The 13,360-nt window shown below is 70.4% G+C and carries 12 protein-coding genes; 4 read left to right on the forward strand and 8 right to left on the reverse strand.

Going from position 1 to position 13,360, the window contains the following annotated elements; all coding sequences use genetic code 11:
- Window positions 1–275: 275 nt before the first annotated feature.
- From ROA7023_RS13850 to ROA7023_RS13885, 8 genes are all read right to left on the reverse strand, one after another.
- The gene (locus ROA7023_RS13850; protein ID WP_085879636.1) at window positions 276–689 is read right to left on the reverse strand and encodes a DUF3830 family protein; all 414 of its coding nucleotides are present in this window, start codon (window positions 687–689) and stop codon (window positions 276–278) included.
- A gap of 15 nt (window positions 690–704) precedes the next feature.
- Entirely contained in the window at window positions 705–3,557 is a 2,853-nt protein-coding gene (locus ROA7023_RS13855; RefSeq protein ID WP_085879637.1) for an FAD-dependent oxidoreductase, read from the reverse strand.
- Between the two features lie 12 nt (window positions 3,558–3,569).
- Window positions 3,570–4,457 (reverse strand): dihydrodipicolinate synthase family protein, encoded by an 888-nt coding sequence (locus ROA7023_RS13860; RefSeq protein ID WP_085879638.1) that lies wholly within the window; start codon window positions 4,455–4,457, stop codon window positions 3,570–3,572.
- Complete coding sequence (locus ROA7023_RS13865; RefSeq protein ID WP_085879639.1) at window positions 4,454–5,479, reverse strand: phosphotriesterase family protein; 1,026 nt, start codon at window positions 5,477–5,479, stop codon at window positions 4,454–4,456. The genes ROA7023_RS13860 and ROA7023_RS13865 overlap by 4 nt, the downstream gene beginning before the upstream one ends.
- Before the next feature lie 7 nt (window positions 5,480–5,486).
- Window positions 5,487–6,311 carry an amino acid ABC transporter ATP-binding protein gene (locus ROA7023_RS13870; RefSeq protein WP_085879640.1) on the reverse strand — a complete coding sequence of 275 codons (825 nt, stop codon included), beginning with the start codon at window positions 6,309–6,311 and terminating at the stop codon, window positions 5,487–5,489.
- Window positions 6,312–6,322: 11 nt separating this feature from the next.
- Entirely contained in the window at window positions 6,323–7,057 is a 735-nt protein-coding gene (locus ROA7023_RS13875) for an amino acid ABC transporter permease (RefSeq protein WP_234992226.1), read from the reverse strand.
- A 135-nt stretch (window positions 7,058–7,192) separates the two neighbouring features.
- Window positions 7,193–8,041, reverse strand: coding sequence for a transporter substrate-binding domain-containing protein (locus tag ROA7023_RS13880; RefSeq protein WP_159458515.1), 849 nt, complete (start codon window positions 8,039–8,041; stop codon window positions 7,193–7,195).
- 53 nt (window positions 8,042–8,094) lie between these two features.
- Entirely contained in the window at window positions 8,095–9,396 is a 1,302-nt protein-coding gene (locus tag ROA7023_RS13885; protein WP_159458516.1) for a M20 family metallopeptidase, read from the reverse strand.
- Between the two features lie 222 nt (window positions 9,397–9,618).
- Between ROA7023_RS13885 and ROA7023_RS13890 the strand changes: the two genes are divergently transcribed.
- The 4 genes from ROA7023_RS13890 to ROA7023_RS13905 all read left to right on the forward strand — a co-directional run bounded on the left by ROA7023_RS13890 (window position 9,619) and on the right by ROA7023_RS13905 (window position 13,356).
- On the forward strand, window positions 9,619–10,290 hold the full coding sequence (locus ROA7023_RS13890) for a GntR family transcriptional regulator (protein ID WP_159458517.1): 672 nt from the start codon (window positions 9,619–9,621) through the stop codon (window positions 10,288–10,290).
- Between the two features lie 149 nt (window positions 10,291–10,439).
- Window positions 10,440–11,504 (forward strand): type III polyketide synthase, encoded by a 1,065-nt coding sequence (locus ROA7023_RS13895; RefSeq protein WP_085879644.1) that lies wholly within the window; start codon window positions 10,440–10,442, stop codon window positions 11,502–11,504.
- Window positions 11,501–12,256: a methyltransferase domain-containing protein gene (locus ROA7023_RS13900; RefSeq protein WP_200812517.1), complete on the forward strand. Its 756-nt coding sequence runs from the start codon at window positions 11,501–11,503 to the stop codon at window positions 12,254–12,256. The genes ROA7023_RS13895 and ROA7023_RS13900 overlap by 4 nt, the downstream gene beginning before the upstream one ends.
- Window positions 12,253–13,356 (forward strand): NAD(P)/FAD-dependent oxidoreductase, encoded by a 1,104-nt coding sequence (locus ROA7023_RS13905; RefSeq protein ID WP_085879645.1) that lies wholly within the window; start codon window positions 12,253–12,255, stop codon window positions 13,354–13,356. Before ROA7023_RS13900 ends, ROA7023_RS13905 begins: the two co-directional genes overlap by 4 nt.
- Window positions 13,357–13,360: the final 4 nt, after the last annotated feature.

Genomic DNA, 13,360 nt, shown 5'->3' on the forward strand with positions numbered 1-13,360 from the left:
GATGTTCCGCGCGCTGCTGCGCCAGCGCCGCGACCCCGAATACTACATCCGCAAGGAACTGCCCCCCACCGCGAAACCCTACCGCGAGGAGTTCCACGACCTTCACATCGCAAGACCGGGAGTATGAGGCGGGCGCGACGGCCGCACGTCGCCCCGGGCACAGCCCGCGCCCGAGCGCCACCCGCGGCCCGCCGCACCGTCCGTATCGGCGCAAGGACGGCCCGACCGCCGGGCAAGCGCGGGATTCCGCCCGCGCCGCCCGGCCGCAAGCGACCCTAGGCCGCCTCGAACCGGATCGGTTGCGCCCCTTTCCAGAGCACGAGGTTGCCCAGCTCCATCAGGTTTTCCTGCCCGCTGGTCACGGTGATGAAGTGGTTCCCCGCCAGCTGGCCCATCTTGGACGAAAAATCGACGCCGCCGTAGGCCAGCAGGATCTCGGTCTCGCTGATGCCGCCGGGATAGAGGATGAAATGGCCGGGCGCGGGATGGCTCGTGTGGTTCTCGTAGCCGAGGCCGAAATCGGTATCGCCCAGCGGGATCCAGACGCCCTCGCCGCTCCAGCGGACATGGACCAGCTGTCCTTCATAAGGCAGCAGGGCCGCGAAGGCGGCGGTGGTCTTGGGCGCGGCCTCGGTCTCGAGCTTGGCGTCGAAGCTGAACGGCCCCGCGGTGATCTTGAGCGTCGTCATGTCGTCATCCTTCAGTCATTGAAATCTGTCCATGGAAAAGGCGCCCAGGTCCTGCCTGGCGCGCCCGGTCATGGCGATGGTCACGGCCTCCCGGCCCATGAGAGGGCCAAGCGTATAGCCATTCGCCGTCGCCGCAACCGTCACGCCGGGATGCCCCGGCAAGGGTCCTATCAGCGGGGCGCCGTCGATGTCGATGTTCATCGCGGCCCAGCTGCGCAGCACGGACAGGCCACCCAGCGCGGGCACCGTATGGGCCGCGACCCAGGCGTTGCCTTCCAGGCTTTCCGGCAACACCAGCGGCTGGCCCGAGGGGCCGGTGACCGCGGGCCAGGCGCCGCCGATCAGGACCGTTCCCGCATCGGTCTGTTTCATCGTCAGGTGGCGGTCGGCATGGGCGATCAGGCAGGGCACCAGGGGCGGACCGGGCTCGGTCACGACCATTTGCAGCGGTGCGCCCCGCACCGGGATCTCCGCGCCCAGCAACCGCGCGATGCGGGCCGACCAGCCCCCCGCCGCGATCAGCACCCGGCGGGCCCGGACCCGGCCCCGGGGCGTGTCGATCACATAGCCATCGCCCTCGGCCGCGATGCCGGTCACGTCGGTCTGTTCCTCCAGCCGCGCCCCCTGGGCCATCGCCGCCCGGGCGAGCGCCTGCGTCGCCGCGAGCGGGTTGATCTTGCCCTCGCCGGCGCACCAGGCCCCGGCCACCACCCGGTCCGAGATCGCCGGGACGATCTGCCGGATCCGGTCGGCGCCGATCACCTCGGAGGCGATCCCCATCCGGGCCTCCGCCGCGCATTTGCCCTCGAGGAAGGCGATCTGGGCCTCGGTCTCGGCCACCATCAGCCCGCCGGTCACGCGCATCTCGAAATCGGCGCCGGTCTCGGCCTGCAGGTCACGCCAGAGCGCGATCGATTCCTTCTGCAGCGGCAGGGTCCGCAATTGCGGGGAACCGCCGGCGACCGCCTTGGCGCCGAAGTCCCACGACAATAGCTGCAGGTGAAGGCTGCCGGCGTTGCCGCCCGACGCCTCGCCGTTGACACGGCCGCGGTCGAGGCAGAGCACATCCACCCCCTGTCGCGCGGCAAAGAGCGCCGCCGAAATGCCCGTGACCCCGCCGCCGATCACCACGAGCTCCGCCTCGGGGCGCGCGATCGGCGCCACGGGGGGCCGCGCGGGCCGGGCCGAGGGGGCGCTTTCGCGGTGCCCGCCCCATTCCGGCTTTTCCCGCGCGAGATGGCCCAGGGGGACCGGCCGCGCGGGGATCTGCGGGGCGAACAGCGCCTCGGGCGGCTGCGGCGCCCCGGCTTCGGCCAGCATCCGCAGCGCCATCGCGGTGCAATAGCGGCCCTGGCACAGCCCCATCCCCAGTCGCGTCGCCCGTTTCAGCGCCCCCGGATCGCGCAGCCCCGAAGCGATGGCACCGCGTAGGGTGGCCGCGTCGACCTCTTCGCAGCGGCAGACGATGGTGTCGTCCTCGGGCAGGGCCCGTAGCGGCGCGGCGAAGAGCCCCCGCAGGCCACGCTGAAAGGCGCGAGCGCGGCGGGCGGCGGCGCGGGCGGTGGCGGTGGCGCGGCTCGGGACGGGAACGCCGAGGTGGGCCAGAACCCGCGCCGCGGCCAGCCTGCCCTGCGCTTCGGCCAGCGCGGCGCCGCCCAGCCCGCCCGCGTCGCCCGCGATCCAGAGGCCCGGCACCGGCGTGGCGCCGTCGCCGTCGCGTTCGGGCACCACGAGGCCGGTGCCCGGGTCGGCCGAGACCGGCACGCCAAGCAGCCGCGCAAGCTCCGCCTGCGGGGCGAAGCCATCCCCGAGGCAGAGCGTCCGCGCCGCGATCTTCCGGGTGCCGGCGCCGCCCACGCGCCGCAGACGGGCGCCCGTGGCGCGGCCGTCGCCCAGCACGTGGTCCACCTCCCAGCCGGTCAGAACCGGGACGCCGGCCCGCAGCAGCGCCGCGCGATACCCCAGCCCGTCCCGAACCAGCCCCGGATCGCTCGCCAACATCCGCGCCAGTGCGCCCGGCGCCCGCATCCGACCGCGTTCGGCCACGGCGACCACCTCGCCGCCCGCGCGGATCAGCTCCACGGCGAGCTGCAGGCCAAGCGGGCCGTTCCCGGCGATCAGCACCGGGCCGGGCGGCACCGCACCATAGCGCCGTACCAGGGTCTGCCCCGCGCCGATGGTCAGCACGCCGGGCAGGGTCCAGCCCGGCACGATGGCGGGCCGCTCTGCCGCACCGGTGGCGAGGATCACCGCCCGTGCGGTCACCTGTGCGCCGCCCGCAGCGCCATCGCTGCGCAGGGCGAAGCCGTTGTCGCCGGCGCGGGCGTACCAGACGGTCTGCCCGGTCAGGATCTCGGCGCCACTGTCGGCCGCGCGGCGCCGCAGGCCGGTGCCGCGGCGGTGCTGGCCGTCGGGCGGGACCACGCCGCGAAACCCCGTGCTGCGCGGCTTGAAATATTGCCCGCCGGTCTCGCCCCGTTCATCCAGAACCGCGACCGAGAGCCCCCCCGCCCGCGCCAGGATCGCAGCGTTGAGCCCGGCGGGACCGGCACCGACGATGGCCAGGTCGACCGCCAGCACGCGGGGCGCGGGCGGCGTCCGCGTGGCGCGGGGGGGCGCTCCGCCCAGCGCGGGCTGGGCCACCGCATCCATGCCCTCGGTCACTTCGGTCATGCAGGCCCGGCGGGAGCGGATGCCGTCGATCGTCACAAGGCAGTCGTGGCAGACCCCCATGCCGCAGAACACGCCGCGGCCCGCCCCGCTGCGCCGCGCCCCCAGCCCGGACACCCCCGCGGCAGCCAGCGCCGCGGCGACGCTGTCGCCCGGCGCGGCCGCCATTGGCTCTCCGTTCCAGAGGAAGGTCGGCATGGTCCCGGCGTCCTACCCGTAGGCCACACCGGCGCTGTCGAGCGCGGCCCGGACCTTGGCCCAATCCTCGGCCGGCAGCGGCAGGCGCGGCGACCGCGGATCGCCCATGGCAAAACCCATCAGCGTCAGCGCCGCCTTCGAGGCCGAGACATAGCGGTGCCCGCCGACCAGCCGCACGACCTCGAGGATCTGGCGGTAGATCGCCCGCCCTGCGTCGAGGTCCTTGCGGTCCGCCGTCACGGTGAAGAGATCCGCCGAGAGACGGGGCAGGATGTTGGAGCCGACGGCCACCCAGCCGTCCGCCCCCTCGCAGAAGCTCTCGAAGCCCATGATGCCGCCGAAGACGGTCATCCGGTCCCCGCAGAGGTCGATGATGTCGCGCACGCGGGTCACGTCCATCGTCGATTCCTTGATGTAGTCGACGCCCGGGATCTCTGACAGCCGGGCGACGATGGGCGGCGTCAGGTCAACGTTCGCCGTGGCCGGGTTGTTGTAGATCATGATCGGCAGGTCGGTCGCAGCGGCGATGCGGCTGTAATGGGCGACCAGCTCGTCCTCGGTGGGTGTCGAATAGAACGGCGGGATGATCATCACCCCGTCGGCGCCGAGCTCCTGCGCCATGTGGCAATTGTCGATCACGTCCTCGGTCCGTTCGGCGCCCGCCCCGACCAGCACCGGCACCCGGCCCGCGGTCGCGTCGATCACCGATTTTGCCACCGCGCGACGCTCCTCGGCGGTCAGCGACAGGAATTCGCCGGTGGAGCCCAGCGGGATCAGACCGTGGATTCCCTCGGTGACCTGCCAGTCTGTGAACCGCGCCTGGGTATCCAGATCAAGCGCTCCGTCATCGTCGAAGGCGGTGACCATCACCGTGTATGTCCCGCGGAAGCGCTGTGTCATGCTGGTCTCTCCAATAGTGTCAGGTATCGCAACGGGGTGTCCCGCAGGAGCGCCCGGATCAGGTCTTCCGCAAATCCCGCCCGTGCCATCAGGGGGCGCATGTTGCGCAGGATGTGGCCATAGCCGTGCCCGCCCCAGCGCCGCATCCGGGTCTTGGTGCAGATGTCCTGCGAGACCAGAAGCTGATCTGCATGCCCGTGCGCCGCGAACCCGCCGATAAGGCGCAGACGGCCGAGGTCGGTCGGCAGCTCGACCTCGCCCATCCAGTAATGCGATTGCTCGATGCCGAAGAAATCCCACTCGACCGCAGCACCGCGGTCCAGCAGCGCCTGGATGCCGGTGCCGTCGGGATGGGTGCGGTCCATGTGGCACAGGATCACGCGCGAAAGGTCCGCGCCGGCCCCATCTAGGATGTCGAGGATCTGGCCGCAGGCGGCCGCATCGCGGCCCGGATGAACACTGATCGCGGCCCCCGTCGCCTGCTGGGCCCGGGCGGCGGCGATCAGGGCGCGGTGCTCGACCGGGGCCAGCGGCCAGGAACAGCCGATCTCTCCGATCAGGCCGGCGCGGACCTCCGTGCCGTCGAGCCCTTCGGTCACTTCGGCGATGAACCGGGCGGCCAGGGCGTCGGCGTCCATCGCCGCGGTCGCCGGATCGAGGAACGGCGCGGTATAGATCCCGGCAGCCGCGACCACGTGAACCCCGCTCTCGCGTGAGATCCGGGCCAGGCCCTCGGCATCGCGGTGAATACCGGCCACCGACTGGTCGACGATCAGGCTGCCGCCGTCCTCGGCGAAGGCCCGCAGCTCTGCCACGGCCACGTCGGGTTCGGTCTGGTGCGCGTTGGCCGGCGCCTCGTTGGAGCGGTAGTCGATCTGCCAGCGATCCTCGGCCCGGATCGGGGCGCCCCGATCGCCGGTGGCGCCGGGCGGGACGATGTCGAACAGCAGGTGCTCGTGGATCATCGCGTTGCCGATTCGCGCGGCGGGCACGTCGCCGAGGACGGTGCGGACAGATCCCATGCCGGCCTCAATGCGCCAGTATCTTGGAGAGGAACAGCTTGGTATGTTCGCTTTCCGGGTGGTTGAAGAAGGTCTCGGGGGCCGCTTCCTCGACGATATGGCCCTCGTGCATCAACAGCACGCGGTCCGCCGCCGCGCGGGCAAAGCCCATTTCGTGGGTGACCACGATCATCGTCATGCCCTGCCGCGACAGATCCACCATCACGTCGAGCACCTCCGAGATCATCTCGGGGTCGAGCGCCGAGGTCGGCTCGTCGAACAGCATCACCTTGGGCTGCATCGCAAGGGCGCGGGCGATCGCCACGCGCTGTTGCTGTCCGCCGGAAAGCTGCCGGGGATAGGCGTTCTCCTTGTCGGGCAGGCCGACCCGCTTGAGCAGCGTCCGCGCCTCGGCCCGGGCCTCGGCCTTGTTGCGTTTGAGGATCCGCACCGGGGCCAGGGTGATGTTGTCGATCACGCTGATATGGGGAAACAGGTTGAAGTTCTGGAACACCATCCCGAGGTCGCGCTGCTGCCGCGCGACCTGGGCGTCGCCCAGGGGGATGCGCTTTCCGTTCTTCTCGCGAAAGCCCATCAGGTGGCCGGCGGCGTGGATCGTGCCGCCGTCGATGGTCTCCAGCTGGTCGACGCAGCGCAGCAAGGTGCTCTTGCCGCTGCCCGAGCGGCCGCAGATCACCACGACCTCGCCCCGGCGCACGGTCAGCGAGACGTCCTTGAGCACGTGATGGGCCCCGAAGTATTTCTGCACGCCGTCGATCACGACGATCGGCTCGCCCAGGGTCTTGTCGCCGGGACGCGCGTCCGTGGGCGGGGTAAGGTCTTGCGTCGTCATGGGTCTCTCCCTCAGGCCGGCCCGGCTTTCTCGATCGCTTTCGCGAGCTCTTTCTCCGCCTCGGGCGAGACGGCGGCGGCGGGGCCGAACGGCTTTTCGTAATGCGCCTCGATCCGCACCTGGATCGCGCTCCATATGCTGACGAGCAACAGATACCAGAGCGCCGCGACGAGATAGACCTCGAGAACCCGGAACTCGATCTGCGCCAGCATCTGCGCATTGCGCATCAGCTCTTCCATCGAGATCACCGAGGCGAGCGAGGTGGTCTTGAGCATGCCGTTGAACTGGTTGCCCAGCGGCGGAATGATGGTGCGGGTGGCCTGCGGCAGGATCACCAGCCACATCCGTTCGCGCCAGGTCATGCCGACGCTGCGGGCGGCGTCGTTCTGGCCCTTGTCCACCGACATGATGCCGGCGCGGATGATCTCGGCCAGATACGCGCCCTCGTTGAGCGCGAGGCCCAGGATCGCGCTTTCGATCACGTTGAGTCGGATCCCGAGCTGCGGCAGGCCGGTGTAGATGATCACCAGCTGGATCAGGATCGGCGTGCCGCGAAACAGCCAGATGTAGAACTCCGCGATCCAGCGCAGGGCCCTGTTGCCGTACATCTTCATCATCGCGGCGATGACCCCGAGGCCGAGGCCCAGAACCATGGACACCACGGAGAGCCAGATGGTCGTCCAGGCGCCTTCGACCATCAGGCCGTTGGTCAGGTATTCAAAGAAGTAGCTCCAGCTCCAGTTCACATCCGGCTCCTGCTCTGGGGTATGTCACACGGATTGACCGGGCACGTCCGCGGGAGCCGGACGTGCCCGGAGACCGCCCCGCTCGCCCGTTTCGCTGCGCGATCGGGGCAAGGGGTCGGGGCGATTTGGACGGGCCTATTCGGGCGAGTAGTAGACCTCGATCTGGCCGTCGTACTCGTCCCAGTACTGGATCTGCGTGGCGCCGTAGGCGCTCATCATCTCGTCGTAGGTGCCGTCGGCCACCATGTCGCGCAGGACCTGGGCCACGGCTTCGGCCAGGACCTCGCCGGTTTCGCCGTCAAAGCCGAACGACGAGGGCAGGCCCGGGTTCAGACCGGAGGCGCCGACATCGAAAGAGCCGCGCTCGGCATAATAGGCCGCCGTCGCATCGGGGCCGAAGACCGCCTTGACCTGGCCCGCGCCCAGCGCCGCGAAGGCCTCGGCGAAGGAGTTGAAGGCCTGGATGCCCATGGGCTCCATGCCCTCGGCGACCTGTTCCTCGTTGATCGTGCGGATCAGGTTGTCGGCGAAACCGGCGATCTCGGTGCCAACGGGCTCACCGGCCAGATCGGCGTAGCCTTCGACCCCCATCGGGTTGCCGCGCTCGACGACGACGGCCAGCGCGTTCACGACATAGGGCACCATGCGCATGATCTTCACGCGGTCGGTGTTATAGTACATCCCGGTGTTGACCATGTCCCAGCGCTGGTTGGCGAGACCGGGGATCTGCACCGCGAAGTCCACGTTCATGTAGACCGGCTCCAGGCACAGGCGGCGGGCGATCTCGTTGCCGAGGTCGGGGTGCAGGCCTTGCAGGTTGCCTTCGGTGTCGATGAACTGCCGCGGCGGGATCGTCGCGTTGATCGACATCGTCAGCTTGCCCGGCTCGACGGTCGGCAGGTCCTCGGGGCAATCCTGCGCCGCGGCAATGCTCCCCGAGACGCTCAATCCGAGCGCGACGGCTGCGAGGGTCAGATTTTTCATGGGTTTTGTCCTCTCCTGTTGGGTCGTGTCGTTTCCTGGGTCGGGTGCGCCGGTCATGATCCGTCGCCGCGGGCGCCGCCGCACCAATCGCGGGCGACGCGGGCGGTGACGGCGACCATCTTGTGAAAGTCGTCGAGGTCGACCCATTCGTCATGGCAGTCGTTCTGGCTGAGATCGCCCCCCAGACAGCCGAGCCCGACGCAGGCAATCCCCGCCTCGATCATCGGGTTGCGAATGTCGCTGGAGGTGTGCATCGGGTTCACGTGGGGCGCGTCGCCGGTGACCGCCCGGACCGCCGCATGGGTCGTCAGGTAAAGCGGATGGTCCTGCGGCACCTCGGCACCGGTCACGCCAGAGCGCCAGGTGACGACGGGCCGGTGGGTGGACAGGAACGGATCGGCATCCGCTGCGGCGGCCACGGCGGCCTCGACCTCGGCGCGGACCTCGTCCATGGTCTCGCCCGGCGGAAAGGACAGCGCGCAGCCCATCTCGCAGGTCTCCACCAGCTTGGAGAACCGCCGCATCTCTCCGCATTTCATGTTCGAGACATGCAGGTTCGTCGCCCGGCCCACGACCGCCTCGATCAGCGGGTGGCGGATCCGCGCGGCCCGCGCCTCGGCCAGAGCCATCAGCGCGTCGCGGATCACCAACGCTTTGTCGAGCGGATTGACCCCGAGATGCGAGAACGCCGTATGCCCCGGCTCTGTCGTGTCCGGCAGGCGGCCCGTCACGGTGATGGCGAATTCCAGCTGGCCGGAGGCGACGGCCTTGATCTCGCGCATGCCCACGCCGCTTTCGGCCGGGTGGAGATAGAGCGAGGCATCGGCCTGCAACCCCTGATGCAGCAGCGCGGCCACCCCGCGGGCGTAGCGCTTGCTGGGCGTCGAAGCAAAGACCGCGCGACCCATCGGCACCGGCGACCGGGCCAGCGCCTCGAGTGCCAGCACGGCGGCGGCGCAGCCCGCGAGGTCGTCGGCGATGCCCCAGCCGTAAAGCCGGCCGTTCTCGACCTCGCCGCCGAAGGGGTCGTGGGTCCAACGCTCGGTGCCCGCGACCGGCTCGCCGTCGGGATGGGCGAACATCAGCAGGCTCGGCAGGTCAGGATCGCCCGGCAATTCGCCGATGATCGCGCGGCGCTGTCCGGTGCTGCCCGCCTCCTGCGAGGCAAACTCGCCGCGCACCGGCACCGTCGCCGGCTCGTAATCCACCGCGCGGACACTGCATCCGCTGTCCGTCAGCCGCGTGGAGATCAGCGCCTGCACGGCCGCCTCGCCCTCGCGTTGCGCCGCGACAAGGTCGCGCAAGAGCGCGGTGGCACGTGCCGCGTCGGTTGACTTTTCGAGCGTCTCGGTCAAATTCTGCCCCATCAAGGTGGATACTACGTGTATACAATTCGTCTCACGGAATACGTTTGGACCGCAAGAGGGATTTGCTTAGCTTACCTTGTGAAATCCGTTTGCGGTGACTAATCATTCCGCGTTGATCGGGTTTTAGGCAGTAATGAGTCTGATGGCCGGGGGCGCGCGGCGATCGTCACGCCAGCGGCCCGCAGACGATACAACATGAAGGGGGCAGTTTTGGATCAGGCCTCACCGCTTATAGACCGACGGACCTGGACGCGTCGGGACGGCCCCCTCTGGCAGATCGCCTATGACACGCTGCTCCGGATGATCCAGCGCCGGGAGCTTCCCGCCCACGTGCCCGTCGTCGAGAACCAGCTTGCCCAGCAACTGGGGATCTCGCGCACGCCGCTGCGGCAGGCTCTGCTGCGGCTCGAGATCGAGGGGCGGCTGCAGAAGACCGTCAACCACTCCTATGTGGTGCGCCGGGTCGAGCTGAAGGAATACCTGCAAAGCCTGCGCGTCCGCCAGTTCCTGGAACCCGAGGCCGCCGCGCTGAGCGCGGGCCGCATCCCGGCCGACCACCTTGCCGCGGCCCATGCGAACCTGCTCGCCGTCAAGGAGACCGAGCCCTACAGCATGCCGCTGCATTGGAAATCGGACGACGAGGTCCACGACCTCTTCATCGAAAATTGCGGCAACGACACCATGGCGGACATCCTGCGCTCCCTGCGGGTCACGACCAACCTCTTCGAGATCGAGCGGCTGTCCGAACGGCTGATCCCGGATTCGCAGCAGCACGAGCGGATCCTCGAGACCCTCGAACAGGCCGATGCCGGCGCGGCCCGCGAGGCGGTGGCCGACCACATCCAGTCGCTGTTCGAATTCGCGGTGCGCACGGTCGCCTGACCGCCGCCGCCGGGCGCCGGGCGCCGGCGAGCCGTCCCGATCGCGCGGCGGGGCACAGGGCCGCCGGCCGTGCCTGAAATTTGTGCGCGTTGACACCCACCCTCCAGCGCCTAAGGTCGGTCGGCGCTCCCAAGGCGCGGGAGGTGACCATGGACGTTTTTCTCAACGCTGTCGCGACGGCCGTGCCGCCCAATGACGTGCACGGCGCCTTCCTCCAGATCGCGCCCCAGTTCCTGAAGGATCCCCGGGAACGCGCGGTGTTCTCACGGATGGCGACCCGCTCGGGGATCGAGCATCGCTATTCCTCGCTCGAACCCTCCGCCGAAGCCGACCGTCACGACGTGGTGGGGTTCTACAAGACCGGGAATTTTCCCTCGACCGGCGCCCGCATGGCCCGCTTCAAGGCCGACGCCATCGTGCTGCTCGACAAGGTCCTCGCGGAGCTGGCAAAGCGCGAGGGCGCCGACTGGGCCGATGGGATAACCCATGTGGTCCTGGCGACCTGCACCGGCTTTGCCGCGCCCTGGATCGACGCGCACCTGGTCAGGGCCCACGGGCTGGCCCCGACCGTGCAGCGCCTGCTGATCGGCTTCATGGGCTGCAATGCCGCGCTCAACGCGTTCGGCACCGCCGGCAACATCGTCACCGCCAACCCCGAGGCGCGGGTCCTGGTGCTCAACATCGAGCTCTGCACCCTGCATTTCCAGGAGGGCACCCCCCTGGCCACGGCCCTGACCTTCATGCTGTTCGCCGACGGCGCGGCCGCCAGCATCGTCAGCGCAGACCCCCACGGCCTGCAATTCGAGCGTTTCGCCTCGCGCATCGCGCCCGACAGCGAAGAGGCGATCAGCTGGCATATCGGCGACAGCGGCTTCGACATGGTGCTGTCGGGCGAGGTGCCGCGGATCGTGGGCGACGTCTCTCCCGCCCATGTCCGGGCGCTGGTGGACGACCCCGACGAGGTCGCGCTCTGGGCGATCCACCCGGGCGGGCGCACCATCCTCGACGCGGTCGAGCGCCATTGCGACCTGCCGCCCGAGGCGCTGGCGGTGTCGCGCGGCGTGCTTCGGGATTTCGGCAACATGTCCTCGGCCACGATCCCCTTCGTGCTGAACCGCATGCTGGAGGAGCCGAGCCAGGGCCGGCTCGGGGTGTCGCTGGGCTTCGGCCCCGGCGTCAGCGTGGAGGGCATGGCGTTCCGGGAGGTCCCGTGACCGGGCTGTCCCCACCCGGCCCGTCCGTGCCCACGCTCTCGCTGCCCGGACGGATCCAGGCAGACGAGCTGATGGACATCGAAGAGGTCACCGACGCCGACCTCGCGCGCTGCCTGCGCGACCTGGAGCGGGTGAACCGCGCGAGCCTCGGCTACCGGCCGACCCTGCGCTGGCTCGATCGCGCGGCGCGGGGGCGGACGCATCTGACGATCCTCGACGTGGGCTTCGGCGGCGGCGACATGCTGCGCCAGGTCGCCCGCTGGGCTCGCCGGCGGCGCAAGACCGTCACCCTGATCGGGCTCGACATCAACCCTGCCGCGGCGCGGGTGGCCGCCGCCGCGACGGACACGGGACTCGGCATCGCCTTCGAGACCGCCGACCTCTTCGACTGGCCCGCCGACCGGCCCGTCGACATCATCCTGAATGCGCTTTTCGCCCATCACCTTGCCGACGCGGACCTGCCGCGCTTCCTGCACTGGATGGAGGAACGGGCCCGCGTCGGCTGGTTCGTGAACGATCTGCACCGTCACTGGATCCCCGAATGGGGCCTGCGGATCCTGTTCGCGATCCTGCCGGTGCATCGTTTTGTCCGCCATGACGGGCCGGTGTCGGTCCGCCGCGCCTTTTCCGCCGCCGATCTGAGGGCCGTCGTCGCCGCCGCGGGTCTGGAACCGGGGGCGGTGACGCTCCGCTGGTGGTTTCCGTTCCGCTGGGGCCTGGGGCGGCTGAAACCCGCACCCCCCCGGCCATGACCGATGCAATCGTCGTGGGCGGCGGGCTGTCGGGCGCCACGGCCGCGGCGCATCTGGCCCGGGCGGGCCGGTCCGTCTGCCTGCTGGAGCGGGAGGCCGCCCCCGCTCACAAGGTCTGCGGAGAGTTCCTGACCGCCGAGGCCATGTCAGAGCTGGCGCGGCTCGACATCGACCTGCCAGCCCTGGGCGCGGTGGCGATCACCGACGTGCGCCTCTTCGCCGGGGGCCGGTCCGCCGCGGCCGCCCTGCCCTTTGCCGCGGCGGGCCTCTCGCGCCACGCGCTCGACCCCGCGGTTCGCGCCGCGGCCGGGGCCGCGGGGGCGGACGTCCGACTTGGGGCGCGGGCCGTGGCCATCGACCGGACGGGGGTGACGCTGTCCGATGGCCTCCGGCTCTCGGCCCGGCGCATCCTGGTCGCCACCGGCAAGCACAGGGTCCGGGGCCTGCCGCGCCGCACGCCGCCGAGGCCCCACGACGCCAAGGTCGGGTTCAAGCAGCACCTGCGCCTGTCGCCCGCCGCGCAATCCATCGTGGCGGGGACGGTCGAGCTGCATCTCTTCAAGGGCGGCTATGCCGGGCTGATGCCGGTAGAGGGCGGGCGCTGCAACCTCAGCCTGGTGGTGACGCCGGGGGCCTGGGCGGCGGCTGGCCGGCGGTTCGAGCCGTTGCTTGCCGGGATCTGCGCCGAGGCGCCCGGTCTTGGCGACCGGCTCGCGGGGTCCGAGGCCATCTTTCCCCGTCCGCTCGCGGTGAGCGACGTGCCCTATGGCTACCGCGCCTGGGCCGACCCGCTGGCGCGGGACGACGGGCTATGGTGGGTGGGGGACCAGGCTGCGGTGACACCCTCGCTGACCGGCGCCGGGATGGCGCTCGCCTTGCGCGGGGGGCGCCTCTTGGCCGAACGGCTCGCCGACGAAAGGGCCACGCCGGGCGATGCGACCGCGATGCTGCGGCGGCAGTTCCGGCGGCAGATGGCCTGGGCGCGTCTGTTCGAGGGCCTGCTGGAAAGCAGCCCCTCGGCGCGGGGGCTCGTGATGCTGGCGGACAGGTTTCCGGGGCTACTGACCGCGGCAAGCCGCCTGACCCGCCTGCCCGCCTGATCCG

The organism is Roseisalinus antarcticus, assembly GCF_900172355.1.
GTDB lineage: Bacteria > Pseudomonadota > Alphaproteobacteria > Rhodobacterales > Rhodobacteraceae > Oceanicola > Oceanicola antarcticus_A.

Bases quoted from the DNA above. Each gene is read 5' to 3' on its own strand.
- ROA7023_RS13850 (WP_085879636.1), bottom strand. From the start codon at position 689: ATGACGACGCTCAAGATCACCGCGGGGCCGTTCAGCTTCGACGCCAAG.
- ROA7023_RS13855 (WP_085879637.1), bottom strand. From the start codon at position 3,557: ATGCCGACCTTCCTCTGGAACGGAGAGCCAATGGCGGCCGCGCCGGGC.
- ROA7023_RS13860 (WP_085879638.1), bottom strand. From the start codon at position 4,457: ATGACACAGCGCTTCCGCGGGACATACACGGTGATGGTCACCGCCTTC.
- ROA7023_RS13865 (WP_085879639.1), bottom strand. From the start codon at position 5,479: ATGGGATCTGTCCGCACCGTCCTCGGCGACGTGCCCGCCGCGCGAATC.
- ROA7023_RS13870 (WP_085879640.1), bottom strand. From the start codon at position 6,311: ATGACGACGCAAGACCTTACCCCGCCCACGGACGCGCGTCCCGGCGAC.
- ROA7023_RS13880 (WP_159458515.1), bottom strand. From the start codon at position 8,041: ATGAAAAATCTGACCCTCGCAGCCGTCGCGCTCGGATTGAGCGTCTCG.
- ROA7023_RS13895 (WP_085879644.1), top strand. From the start codon at position 10,440: ATGGACGTTTTTCTCAACGCTGTCGCGACGGCCGTGCCGCCCAATGAC.
- ROA7023_RS13905 (WP_085879645.1), top strand. From the start codon at position 12,253: ATGACCGATGCAATCGTCGTGGGCGGCGGGCTGTCGGGCGCCACGGCC.